The organism is Carnobacterium funditum DSM 5970 (genome assembly GCF_000744185.1).
Classification (GTDB): domain Bacteria; phylum Bacillota; class Bacilli; order Lactobacillales; family Carnobacteriaceae; genus Carnobacterium_A; species Carnobacterium_A funditum.
Window position 1 is genome coordinate 920,071 of record NZ_JQLL01000001.1, and the last position, 13,487, is coordinate 933,557.

Annotated in this window: 11 protein-coding genes; 1 reads left to right on the forward strand and 10 read right to left on the reverse strand. The window is 33.5% G+C overall.

Translation table 11 applies throughout. The features are described from left to right. Nucleotides 1-78 precede the first annotated feature (78 nt). Entirely contained in the window at nucleotides 79-1,410 is a 1,332-nt protein-coding gene (locus tag BR44_RS04200; RefSeq protein WP_281173147.1) for a hemolysin family protein, read from the forward strand. Nucleotides 1,411-1,550: 140 nt separating this feature from the next. Here the strand turns inward: BR44_RS04200 and BR44_RS04205 are convergent, their stop codons facing one another. From BR44_RS04205 to queA, 10 genes are all read right to left on the reverse strand, one after another. After that, nucleotides 1,551-2,510 carry a DHH family phosphoesterase gene (locus BR44_RS04205; protein WP_034550817.1) on the reverse strand — a complete coding sequence of 320 codons (960 nt, stop codon included), beginning with the start codon at nucleotides 2,508-2,510 and terminating at the stop codon, nucleotides 1,551-1,553. A gap of 16 nt (nucleotides 2,511-2,526) precedes the next feature. Further along, nucleotides 2,527-3,858 (reverse strand): DRTGG domain-containing protein, encoded by a 1,332-nt coding sequence (locus tag BR44_RS04210; RefSeq protein WP_034550818.1) that lies wholly within the window; start codon nucleotides 3,856-3,858, stop codon nucleotides 2,527-2,529. Between the two features lie 27 nt (nucleotides 3,859-3,885). Further along, nucleotides 3,886-4,566, reverse strand: a complete 681-nt coding sequence (locus BR44_RS04215) for a metal-dependent hydrolase (RefSeq protein ID WP_034550819.1) — start codon at nucleotides 4,564-4,566, stop codon at nucleotides 3,886-3,888. Between the two features lie 113 nt (nucleotides 4,567-4,679). Then, complete coding sequence (dinB, locus tag BR44_RS04220; protein WP_051912507.1) at nucleotides 4,680-5,801, reverse strand: DNA polymerase IV; 1,122 nt, start codon at nucleotides 5,799-5,801, stop codon at nucleotides 4,680-4,682. Nucleotides 5,802-5,910: 109 nt separating this feature from the next. After that, nucleotides 5,911-6,558, reverse strand: coding sequence for a metal-dependent transcriptional regulator (locus tag BR44_RS04225; protein WP_034550820.1), 648 nt, complete (start codon nucleotides 6,556-6,558; stop codon nucleotides 5,911-5,913). A 297-nt stretch (nucleotides 6,559-6,855) separates the two neighbouring features. After that, on the reverse strand, nucleotides 6,856-9,483 hold the full coding sequence (adhE, locus tag BR44_RS04230; RefSeq protein WP_084676086.1) for a bifunctional acetaldehyde-CoA/alcohol dehydrogenase: 2,628 nt from the start codon (nucleotides 9,481-9,483) through the stop codon (nucleotides 6,856-6,858). Nucleotides 9,484-9,942: 459 nt separating this feature from the next. Continuing rightward, entirely contained in the window at nucleotides 9,943-10,224 is a 282-nt protein-coding gene (locus BR44_RS04235; RefSeq protein ID WP_034550821.1) for a post-transcriptional regulator, read from the reverse strand. A 117-nt stretch (nucleotides 10,225-10,341) separates the two neighbouring features. Then, nucleotides 10,342-10,665, reverse strand: a complete 324-nt coding sequence (gene yajC, locus BR44_RS04240; RefSeq protein ID WP_034550822.1) for a preprotein translocase subunit YajC — start codon at nucleotides 10,663-10,665, stop codon at nucleotides 10,342-10,344. A 91-nt stretch (nucleotides 10,666-10,756) separates the two neighbouring features. Then, on the reverse strand, nucleotides 10,757-11,902 hold the full coding sequence (gene tgt / locus BR44_RS04245; RefSeq protein WP_034550823.1) for a tRNA guanosine(34) transglycosylase Tgt: 1,146 nt from the start codon (nucleotides 11,900-11,902) through the stop codon (nucleotides 10,757-10,759). A 543-nt stretch (nucleotides 11,903-12,445) separates the two neighbouring features. Beyond that, nucleotides 12,446-13,477, reverse strand: a complete 1,032-nt coding sequence (gene queA, locus BR44_RS04250; RefSeq protein WP_034550824.1) for a tRNA preQ1(34) S-adenosylmethionine ribosyltransferase-isomerase QueA — start codon at nucleotides 13,475-13,477, stop codon at nucleotides 12,446-12,448. Nucleotides 13,478-13,487 lie beyond the last annotated feature (10 nt).

Sequence of the window (13,487 nt, forward strand, 5' to 3'; positions counted from 1 at the left end):
AATAATAGTGATAAATTAACAAGGAGGTGAAGCTTGCGTTAGTGTAACGTAAGCATCCATTTGTCAATAACTACTGGTATGATTTTGTTCTTTTTCATTTTATTAATTGCATCTTTATTTGTAATGTCCGAATTTGTGTTAGTCCGTATACGCCCTTCAAGATTGGATTTTCTTATTGAAGATGGCAATAAAAAAGCACAGTTGCTAAAAAACATGACTCAAAAACTTGATACTTATCTATCTGCTACTCAATTGGGTGTCACGGTTACTTCTCTAGCCATTGGTTGGTTAGGCAGTCCAACTTTCGGTCGTTTGTTTGATATGTTATTTACAAATCTTCAATTACCATCTTCTATTTCGAAACTATCTTCTATCATTCTTTCATTTACAGTATTAACTTTTCTTCAAGTAATTATCGGTGAACTTGTTCCAAAAAATATAGCCATCAATCATACTGAAAAAATAGGGTTAATCCTTGCTCGGCCGTTACAATTTTGGTTCAAACTAATGTATCCTATCGTTTTCATTTTGAATAAATTAGCAAATAAAATTTCTCAAGCCATTGGTGTTGCTAATAAAAATGAATTTGGTGAAGGCGTTTCGGAAGAAGAGCTTCGAATTATTATGGGAGAAAGTCTAAAAAGCGGCGAGATAAATAGAGATGAATATCAATTTGTTGAAAACGTCTTTGCTTTTGATGATCGAATGAGTCGTGAAATTATGGTACCAAGAACTGAAATGATCACTGTTTCCACAGACATGTCATTAAAAGAGATTAGTCAACTAGTTAGTGTAAAAGGTTATACTCGATATCCAGTGATTCAAGATGGTGATAAAGATATCGTCATTGGAATATTAAATACGAAAGAAATTTTCGCAGCTTATGTTAATGCTGTTGAAGAAAATAAACCAGATGATTTTAATTTTTCTCACTATATCCGACCTATTATTCGTGTAATTGAAACGGTTCCTATTAAAGAATTATTGGTTAAGATGCAAAAAGAACGCAATCAGATTGCTATTTTGGTCGATGAATACGGTGGTACTAGTGGAATGCTTTCAATGGAAGATATCGTAGAAGAAATAGTAGGAGATATCAGTGATGATTATGAAAGTGTCGAAGAACCTAAGATAAAAAAAGTTGGCGATAACCATTATCGCGTTAGTGCAAGAATGCTTGTTGATGAGATTAATGAACTTTTTGGTTTATCTATTGAAGAGGAAAACGTAGATACTTTGGGCGGTTGGATGTTAAATCAAAAATATGATATTACTGAAGGGGAATCTCTTGTAGAAGGCGCTTATTCCTTTAAAGTAATCAAATCCGGCAGTAGCACCATCGAGACAATCGATATTATTAAAAATAGTAATAACAGTAATAATTACTCAGAATCAGATACTATCCATTAAAAAAGAATTAACCATAAGTTTTATTAGTGCAATTAAAAAGCCTCAGAATCACTATATGAGTGATTCTAAGGCTTTTATTGGTTACAATTGATGCTTAGTGTTTTCACCGACATTCGGCTAATGAGCGCAAGATTTCCTCCTTATTCATTCAGCCATTTACTAGCAAGATCTGTTAGCTCCTCTACAATTTGATCAATTTCTTCTTTGTTTCTTGCATTTGCACCACTTGCTAAAGGATGTCCTCCCCCATGGTGACGTTTAGCAACTTCATTGATAATTGGTCCTTTTGATCGTAAACGACATCTAAAATGCCCTTCTGTTTGCTCAACAAAGATTCCCCAGACTAAAACTCCATCAATCGTTCCAGGAATAGATACAATAGAAGATGTTTCCATATCTGTTACATTAAATGTGTTCAATATCTCTTGAGTTAACAAAATTTTTGCTACCCCAACTTCAGAAATAGTGAGATTTTGCAATATGTAGCCAGTTAATTTAGCTACTTTTTGGGAAACAACATTCATTTGGTTATTTACTTCATTAGGAATAAAATCATTCTCCATTAATTTAGCTGCTATTCTCATTGTATGCGGGGTGGTTGAAGGATATAAGAAGCGTCCAGTATCGCCGACAATGCCTGCATATAATAATCGTGCAGCCTCTTTAGGTAAGGTTAGTTCATCTTGATTCGCTAAATAAAAATCAGCTATTATCTCACTACAACTACTAGCATTGATATTTACTAACTGTACATCTCCATAGATATCATCATTAGGATGATGATCTATTTTAATTAGCATCGAACCGAGTTTATATCTCTCGTCACTAATCCTTGGTGTGTTAGCAGTATCTGTTACGATAACTAGAGATCCTTTATAATCGTCATCGTTAACTTCATCCATCGTTATCAAAAAATCTAAGTCTCCTACTGGTCCCCCAGCTTTAATTATTCTTTTTTTCGGAAAACTCTCTTTTAATATCTCAACAAGTCCGCCTTGTGATCCTAAAGCATCAGGATCTGGACGCATATGGCGGTGTACAATAATCGTATCGTATTTTTTTATCATTTCTAGTATTTCTTTATATGGAAATAATGACATTTGGGCTGACTCCTTTCTAATTTCTTTGCATCATTTGGCAAATCACAATAGCTTTAGCAACTAACACATTTTCAACATACACTTCAATATCAAATTTCGACGAACGTCTACCGATTTCAAAAACTTTGGGTCTAATCTCTAACGTGCTCTCCAATTGAATCATTTTAAAATAATGTAAATCCATCTGTTCAATCAAAGCATCTCTTTTTTGATAAAGCAACAATGAACGCTTTGCACAGCTAGTGATAATCTCGCTCAACACGCCAAAGGAAATGGTCCCTACCGAATCTGTCATCTGTGGCGTTACAGTGAATTTATAAGAAGGGATAGAGTTTTCAACCATTTCTTGCGTTTCACTGCTTAATTCTATTTGTTCATGAATCTGATCAGCAATGGTATCCCCAACTTGTGGTTGTCGCTGTGCAGACTGCATAGCTTTCATGACATCTTGCCTTGAAATAATTCCCATTAACGTTAGATTGTCTTCGACCACCGGCATAACTTCCAACGCATCCCAGATCATAAGATGTCCGACACTAGCCACACTCATATGTGTCTTCACTACTGTAGGATCTTTTGTCATGACGCGCTCAATACTTTGTTGATCAGGTTTTCCAATCATGTCTTTAGCGGCAACAATCCCAACTAAACGTAAATTCTTCCCTACAACAGGAAATCTTGTATGCCCACTTTTCTCATTTAATCGACGATAATCTAATATGGTATCTTCTACATTTAGATGCATTGTTTGGTTAATTTTTGTATAAATATCTCCTACTAAGATAATGTCTTTTTTTATTAGTTGGTCTGTCATAGCACGATTAATCATGGTAGCCACAGTAAATGAGTCATAGCTTGTTCCCATTAACGGCAAGGCTAATTCATTAGCCAACTCAATAATTTCATCGCTTGTTTCAAACCCCCCTGTAATTAAAACAGCAGCTCCACTTTTCAAGGCTAACCTTTGAACACTCTCTCGATTTCCAACAATCATTAAAGATCCAGGCGTAATGTAACGAACAATTGCGTCTTCAGTCATTGCACCAATAATAAATTTGGTTAAAATATTGTTTAGTCCATTCTCTCCTCCGAATATATCGCCTTCAATAATTTTTACAATCTCGCCGTAACTAAGTGTTTCTATACTTTCTTTCATTTTCCTTTCAATTCTAATGGTTCCTACTCGTTGAATAGTCGAAACCAATCCATTATTTTGCGCTTCTTTAATGGCTCTATAGGCTGTTCCTTCACTGACTTTTAAATTCTTAGCGACTAATCGCACAGAAATTTTCTCTCCAACTGGTAAAGTTTCTATATAAGCTAATATTCGTTCGTGTTTAGTCGTCATAGATTACCCTCCAAAAATAGTTGTTTATTAAATTTTTAAAATTTCTCCTACTTTTAAAAATTTCCCTTGTTCTCCAGGTAAACTATTGCAAAAAGCTATAGGGTCTTGTTCAATCAAAGGAAAAGTATTGTAATGAATCGGAACGACTTTTTTAGCTTTCAAGTAATCAGCAGCAATAGCAGCATCTTCTGGACCCATCGTGAAGTTATCTCCGATTGGTAAAAATACCACATCCAAAGGACGATACTGACCTATCAGCTTCATATCAGAAAAGAGAGCAGTATCCCCAGCATGATAAATTGTTTTTCCATCTGAATGGAAAATAATTCCAGCTGCTAATCCAAGTGTCGTAAGCTTGCCATCAATTTCATAAGATGACCCATGAATAGCTTGAGTCATCTTAATTTCTCCAAAATCAAATAGATGCTTTCCTCCCATTTGCATTCCATGCGTTCTTAAGTTTTTTGTTTCAAAAAACTTAGCTATTTCAACAGTCGTAACGATTAAAGCATTTGTTCTTTTTGCAATTTCTTGTGTATCACCGATATGATCCTCATGAGCATGTGTAACAACAATAACATCCGCTACAATTGTTTTCGAATTAAGATTATTTTTTGGATTTCCTGTAATAAATGGGTCAAATAAAATTGTGTATCCTGTATTGGTAACAACTTGTAAAAATGATTGTCCATGCCATGATATCTTCATTATTAAAATCCCCTTTCATTATAACACAACAAAAAAACTGTATTAGTAAATACAGTATACTTTTAGAAAAAAGAAATCAATTTAGGTCAGTTTTTCTTTAGATGCCACTTTTTTTAGTTTTCCCAAAGAGGCAAGACAATGTTTTCAAACGTCAATGGATCAAGCGTTGTAACCGTAATCCCCAATAATCGAATTCCTTTTTTTAGTTGCCCTATTTCATCCCAAATATTTTGAGCATGAAAAAATATTTCTTCGGCATCTTTAATGTAATGAGGTAGTGTATGTCGTTTAGTCACTGTTTCAAAATCAGAATAACGAACCTTTAACACAATCGTTTTTCCATGCTTTTGCTCTTTTCTTAATGAATGTTGGACTTTATTAGATAAGAAACGCAATTCTGCTATAATTTCATTTTCTGTCACTAAATTTTTATTGTACGTGTTTTCCCGCCCAACTGACTTTCTTTCTCTACTAATACGGACTGGTGAATCATCAATCCCTCTAACTTTTCGGTAAAGAGAATAACCCATCTTTCCAAAAGAACGAATCAAATCCATTTCATTTTTTTGGTATAAATCTTCGCCATTAAAAATACCTGAATCATGCATCCGCTCGACAGTCTTCTTTCCTACCCCATAAAATTTTTCGATAGGAAGATTTCTTAAAAAAGTTAGGGCTTCATCCGGTGTGACTACAGTGACTCCAGCTGGCTTTTTAAAATCTGAAGCTAGTTTTGCTATGAATTTATTATAAGATACTCCTGCTGAGCAAGTTAAACGCACACTGTCCCAAACGTCTTTTTGAATAGACTGAGCAATAAAAGTTGCACTTTTCATCTCTTTTTTATTTTCTGTAACATCAAGATAAGCTTCATCTAAAGAAAGCGGTTCAATGATATCCGTATAGTTCAAAAAAATTTCTCGTATTTTTGCTGAAATCTCTCGATATCGCTCATAGTTACCTGAAATAAACACACCCTTAGGACATAATTCATAGGCTTTTTGAGCACTCATTGCAGAGTGCACTCCATATGTCCTTGCAACATAATTAGCCGTTGCAACGACTCCTTTTCCTTTTGTTAAGTTAGGGTGTTTAGCAATGATAATGGGTTGCCCTTTTAATTCTGGGTGATCTCTTTCTTCGACAGAAGCAAAGAAAGCATCCATATCAATGTGAATAATTTTTCTAGATGTATCCTTACTTGGTTCATCAAAACGTACCACTCCAATTTCCACTCTCTTTGCCTCCTTTTCTTATAATTATACGCGAACACATATTTCTATTCAAGATTAGTCATTTATGAAGCAAAAAAAGAATTCGGCTTTTGCGTCGAATTCTTTTTATCTAAATTACCTGAACGTATATATCTGATGCAGCTTTAAAACTTATCTGAATTTTTTTCTGTTCTTTTTCAACTACGATGGATCCTTCATAAGCACCGATAGAATCAATTGTGCAGACATCATTTATTTTAATACCTATAGAGACTAGATAGTCTAACAAGTCTTTTTCATCTGCTACACGTTTTATTCGCACTTTTTGATTTTCTTTTTGTTCAACTAAGGTTTCCAACAAGGGTTCTTTTAGCATACCGTTTTCCCCTGGAATCATTCCTCCATGAGGACATATTTTAGGTGAATTTAAATAATTTTCTAACCGGTTGGTTAATTCAATTGAGGAAACATGCTCTAAAACTTCTGCTTCTGCATGAACTTCATTCCAAGAATACCCAAGGTTTTCAACTAGAAAAACCTCCCACAATCGGTGTTTTCTTATCAATGTGCTAGCTTTACGCAGACCTTTTTCATTAAGTTCTACTCCTTGATAAGGCAATCTTTCAATATAACCCTCTTTTAGTAGTTTAGACATCATTTCGCTAACTGAAGCTGCTGAAACTCCTAATCTCTTTACAATTTCTTTATTATTTATTTTTTTTTCTGTTCCACCAAGTTCATAAATAATTTTCAAATAATCTTCTTTATTAGGTGTCAATTATATCACCAACTTTTCTATTTTTAGGCAAACCTAACTTATTAGTTTAATTATAACTATTTTTAATTTAAAAAGCAATCTTTCCATGGATGGTATTTACACACATCTATAAGTTTGTTTTTTAAAAAAATTGAATAATATCATTTAAACTCGAAAAATTTGTTCGACTATCTGCAAAAAAAAGAATGATACTGTGTTTCCTTTGCATCAGGAACACAGTATCATTCTCTCTTCTATTTAGACTTTCTTGCTACTTATATTTTTAGAATCTAAATTAAACCTATATTTTATTGTTATTTATTCACCATCATAAGCATCAATAATAATTTGGCGTAATTCACTAATTAATGGTTGTTTTGGATTCGCAGTAGTACACTGGTCTAAGAATGCTAGTTCAGCCATGTGATCAACGGTGTCATTTAAAATTTCTTGTGTAACACCTTGGGCCTTCAAATTCATCTCGATACCAACATCTTTACCTAATTTGCTAATTTCAAAGATTAATGACTCCACTAATTCTTCGGTTGTATTTCCTTTGAATCCCATGAAACGAGCAATTTCAGCATAATCTTCGTCTGCTTTGAAGAACTCATATTTAGGGAATAATGCATGTTTTGAAGGATCTTTTGCATTGTAACGGATGACATGAGGCAACAAGATTGCGTTCGTACGTCCATGAGGAATATTGTACTCTCCTCCTATTTTATGAGCAATAGAATGGTTTATTCCTAAAAATGCATTTGCGAATGCCATACCAGCCATAGTAGATGCATTATGCATTTTTTCTCTGGCTTCTTCATTTGCATATGAGTAAGAATTACGTAAGTTTTGGAATACTAATTTAATTGATTGTAAACTTAACCCTTTTGTATAGTCACTTGCCATTACAGAAACATATGATTCAATTGCGTGTGTTAAGACATCCATCCCTGTATCAGCTGTAACAGATTTAGGAACACTCATGACAAATTGTGAATCGATAATAGCAACATCAGGCGTTAACGCATAATCGGCTAAAGGATATTTCACGTGTGTTTCACTATCTGTAATAACTGCAAAAGGTGTTACTTCTGAACCAGTTCCTGATGTAGTAGGGATGCAGACAAATTGAGTTTTATTTAAAGTAGGAATTTTGTACGTTCTTTTACGAATATCTAAAAATTTCTGTTTAGCTCCAAAAAATTCTGTTTCTGGTTTTTCATAAAACAACCACATACCTTTAGCAGCATCCATAGCTGAACCTCCGCCAATAGCGATAATGGTATCAGGTTGGAATTGAATCATAGCTTCTGTTCCAGCCATAACTGTATTTGTTGATGGGTTAGGTTCTACTGCTGAGAATATTTCTATTTGTACACTTTCTTTTCTTTTATTTAATTCAGCAATAACCTTATCTGCATAGCCAAATTCAATCATACCTGGATCACAAACTAAGAATACTTTTTTAATATTTTCCATTTTTTGTAAATATTGAATAGAATACTTTTCGAAATAAATTTTTGATGGTAATTTGAACCATTGCATATGATTTCTACGTTTTGCAATTGTTTTAATATTCATTAAGTTAATAGTAGATACGTTCTTAGATACTGAGTTCTTACCGTATGAACCACATCCAAGCGTTAATGAAGGAATCATGTTATTATACAAATCGCCAATACCACCTTGTGCTGTAGGAGAGTTTACTAAAATACGACAAGCTTTCATTTGTTCTCCATATTTTTTTGCTAGTTCATCATCTAATGTGTGAATTGCTGCAGAGTGACCTAAACCACCTAATTCTAACATTTGTTGAGCTAATGAGAATCCATCTTCAGTTGAAGTTGATTTAAGCATAGCTAAAACTGGAGATAATTTTTCACGTGATAATGGATAATTTTCTCCAACTCCATCTAATTCAGCAATAATTATTTTTGTTCCTTTTGGAACTTTAATTCCTGCAAGATTAGCGATATCTTCTGCAGATTTTCCTACGATAGCTGCATTAACAGCTGTTTTAGTTGGATTCATTACTGCATCTTCAAGTTTTTTTAATTCAGTCGGTTTAATAACATATACCTGATGCTTTATGAACTCTGCTTTTACTTCATCATAAATTTCTTGGTCAACAATAACGGCTTGTTCTGAGGCACAAATCATTCCATTGTCAAATGATTTTGAAGCAATAACATCGTTAACAGCACGTTTAATTTTAGCTGATTTTTCAATATAACTAGGAACATTTCCTGGTCCTACTCCTAAAGCGGGTTTTCCAGTTGAATATGCGGCTTTTACCATTGCTGATCCACCAGTTGCTAAAACGATAGCGATATCTGAATGATTCATCAATAAGTTAGTACCTTCTAAAGAGGGTTGTTTGATCCATTGAATGCAATCTTCAGGAGCTCCTGCTTTAACAGCTGCATTTAAAACAACTTGTGCGGCTGCTTCTGAACATTTTTGAGCACTTGGATGGAAAGCAAAAATAATTGGGTTACGTGTTTTAATAGCAATCAATGCTTTGAATAATGTCGTTGAAGTAGGATTCGTTACAGGAGTTACTCCACAAACGATTCCTACAGGAGTAGCAATTTCAATTAATTGACTTTGTTCATCATCGCTTATGATACCTGCAGTTTTATCATGTTTGATTGTATTCCAGATAGATTCTGTAGCGAACATATTTTTTATACATTTGTCTTCGTAAATTCCTCTACCTGTTTCTTCAACAGCCATTTTAGCTAAAAGCATATGTTCATTTAATCCTGCTAATGCCATTTGGTGACAGATGTGATCAATTTGTTCTTGATTCATCGTTTCTAATGTTGCTAAGGCTTTTTTACCTTTAGTTGTCATTTCATTAATAGCCACTTCGATAGGTAATTTTGTGTCTGCAACCTCGATTGTGTCTTTTTTAACTTTATTCTCTAATTTTGTAGAAGTCATTTTGTATTCCTCCGTTTTTTTATTGTTAACTTATTCACAACCTAATCATAATTCATTCATAATAAAATGTAAAGCTTTTTCCTTCTTTTTATTTTAAAATTAAAAAAAGAACAAAAACCTTTAATAAAACGCTTTCTTTTGTGGATAATACGCTTTGCTATTAATTAATTTTATTTGGTTAGTAAAAATTCATTTGATATTGATTTCACAATGAATACAATAAAAGATTTATTTATTGTTGTACTATCTGAAAACAAGTCTGGTAAAAATTGATTTATCTTCCATAATATTGATCTAAAAACATATTCTTATTGCCTTTTTTTAATTTACATCGTGATTCACTACTTTTTTTATTTTAAATTTATTGGTTTAAAAAATACACCTCAAAAATTAGATTGGTTCTCTAACTTTTGAGGTGTAGTATATACTTCAATAGAATTGGTTTTATTATACCTATATTTATAATAAATCATTTATATCCATATCTTCTAATGAATCTATCGGAGAAATCAATACTTCAACAGATGCAAAATCTAAATAATCATTCGGTGTTAATTGCATGATGTGTTGAATTTGTTGATAGTAATGAGTGGGTGTATTCCTTTTCCAAGAAAATAAAGTTAGGTAACGCCATAGATCCTCTTGGGATATTTGTCCATATCCTAATAACTGGAATTCTGTTATCTTTAAGTCCAACCATGGTTCAATTTTTTTATATAAAGAAAATGAATGCTCATTCATTCTAAACACCTCTATTTCTGAAAAAAATAATTATACTTTATTGTCGATTTTAGATTAAGATAAAAAACAAAAGAAAAGATTAAAACCTTCTCTTTTGTTTATTCAGTCGTGAAGTTTTTATCTGTTTAATTCATTATCTTCTGGTTCAGCTTCAAAGGTTTCAATTGTTGAAGCTACTGCTAAATCTTTAATACGAGCAATTGCGCGCCTTTCAAAAGTTAAAAAGATTCCTTCGCAATTTATGACTACTGTTTTATCTGTTTCATTGAGTTCGTCAATTACTCCATGTAAGCCACCTATTGTCACAACACCGTCACCTTTTTTCATTGAAGACAACATATTTTTTGTTTTGTCTGCCGCCTTTTTTTGTGGTCTAATCATCATGAAATACATTAAGCCCATAATTGCAGCAAACGGTAACACACTATAAAGAAATTCCATTACTTCACTCCATTCTATATTTTAAAACTATCTCTCAGTATTTACTGTACCAAAACTTACTCGTTAGTACCACTTATTTTTTTATTAAGTTTTAGAAGTTTTTTGCATTTGGTTTGTTGTAACCATATTCTTCAAAAAAACTTTCTCTATATTCTAATAAATTATCATCCCTGATTGCTTGTCTAACATCTTTCATTACATTTAATAAAAAATAAAGATTGTGGTAGCTTGTTAATCGTAACCCAAAAGTTTCATCTGCTTTGATCAAATGACGGATATATGCTCGGCTATAATTCTTACAGGTATAGCAGTCACATTTTGGATCTAATGGCCCAAAATCACGCTCATACTGTGCGTTTTTGATGACTACTCGTCCTTGACTAGTCATAACAGTACCGTTCCTTGCTATTCTGGTTGGCAAGACACAATCAAACATGTCTACTCCCCGTATCACTCCATCAATTAATGAATCAGCCGTTCCAACGCCCATTAAGTAGCGTGGCTTATTTTCTGGTATCAAAGGTGTAGTGTATTCAAGTACTTCGTTCATTGATTGCTTAGGCTCTCCTACTGATAACCCTCCAATTGAATAGCCAGGGAAGTCCATTGCAACAAGTTCCTTAGCGCTTTGTTGGCGTAATTCTTTGTATCCTGCTCCTTGAATAATTCCAAAAAGACCTTGACTATTAGGCTTAGCGTGGGCCATTAAGCCGCGCTCTGCCCAACGTGTCGTACGTTCTACAGATTTTTTTACATAGTCAAAACTTTCATCAAATGGTGGGCACTCATCCAAACTCATCATAATATCCGGCCCTAATTTATTTTGAATTTGAATAGCTTTCTCCGGTGAAAGAAACATTTTAGACCCGTTTAAATGATTTCTAAAATGAACCCCTTTTTCTTCAATTTGTCGCAGATCACTTAAAGAAAAGACTTGAAATCCACCTGAATCGGTTAATATCCCTTTGTCCCAATTCATAAATTTATGCAGTCCACCTGCTTCTTCCACGATATCTTCACCAGGTCTGAGCCACAAATGATAGGTATTACTTAAAATAATACTAGCTCCCATTGACTCAAGTTCTTCTGGAGCAATACTTTTAACGGTTGCCAAAGTCCCTACGGGCATGAACATAGGCGTTTGGAATGTTCCGTGAGGAGTGATAATTTCTCCTAGACGAGCCCCTGTATGTTTTTCTTTTTTTATTAATCGATATTTAATTGCTGGTTCCGACATAGTTATTTTCCTACTTTCGTTATACTTTAAAATCATTAAGCTCATTAGCTAAAATTTATTAACTTACTAACTATACTAATGTTTTTATTATTTTGCAAATTCATTTATAAAAAGAAAGCATATCATTTGTAAGCGATATCTTTATGTGGTATATTATGAGTGTAAAGAGAGATGCAAGTATGGGTGAACGAAAGAGTTTCTTAGTTGTTTAGATTCAAAGAAACAATTAATTCAACATTTTGTTTTGGTTTACCAGATTCACATTTCTTTGAGCAAGACCCTTAAACGTTTTGTAACATGAACAAGCAATTAGATTAAAAAAACATTTTTCAAATCAAAAAAGATTCTCTTAATTAAGTGTTACGAATAAAGTGAAGTAAGATGTATGTCGTTTTTAAAAGAAATTCAGTAGTTAAAGTTTAACCTGTTTAAATAGTCAAATAGTTCACTCATACCTCTCTTAAAACAAAAGAGAAGTTGGCGTTTTTTAGCCGGCTTCTCTTTTTTTATTTTATTTATATTTAAATCATATGCAACCATTAATTATTTTACGAACATAGCATCACCAAAACTAAAGAATCGATACTGTTCTTTTACCGCATGAGCATATGCTTCCAAAACTTTCTCTCTTCCTGCAAAAGCACTAACCAACATCACTAGTGTTGATTTTGGAAGATGAAAATTTGTTAGAAAAGCATCTACAATTTTAAATTCATACCCTGGAGAAATAAAAATAGTAGTCCAACCACTAGCTGCTTTAATTTCACCGTTAAACTTAGTACCTATTGTTTCAAGCGTACGAATCGAAGTTGTACCCACCGCTATAATTTTTCCTCCAGTAGCTTTTACTTTGTTTAACTGATCGGCAGCCTCATTGGACAATCGATAGAATTCAGAGTGCATCTCATGGTCTTCAATTGAATCAACGCTTACTGGCCTAAACGTACCTAAACCAACGTGAAGTGTTAAGAATACAAGTTTAACCCCTTTTGCTTTAATTTCTTCTAATAACTCTTGTGTAAAATGAAGTCCAGCAGTCGGAGCTGCAGCAGATCCGTTCTCTTTCGCGTAAACTGTTTGATACCGTTCATTGTCTTCTAAGCGTTCTTTTATATACGGAGGCAATGGCATTTCGCCAAGCGATTCTAATACTTCTAGAAAAATCCCTTCGTAATAAAATTCAATAATTCGACCACCATGGTCTAACTCTTCTTTTACGACAGCTTCTAAACGACCATCACCAAATGAAATTTTCGTTCCTATTTTTGCTCTTTTTGCAGGTTTAACCAATGTTTCCCATTGATCGTCAGCAGTATTTTTTAACAACAATACTTCTAAGTGTCCACCAGTTTCAGGTTTCACTCCATGAAGTCTAGCTGGCAATACACGCGTATCATTCATAACTAACGCATCACCAGCCTCTAGTTCATTTAAAATAGCTGGAAAGTATTCGTCTTTTATCTCGCCATTTTGTTTATTTAGCAGCAATAGCTTTGAGCCAGAGCGATCTTCTAATGGAGTTTGTGCAATTAACTCCTCGGGTAATTCAAAATCAAAATCATTTGTTGATAACATAACTAAACGC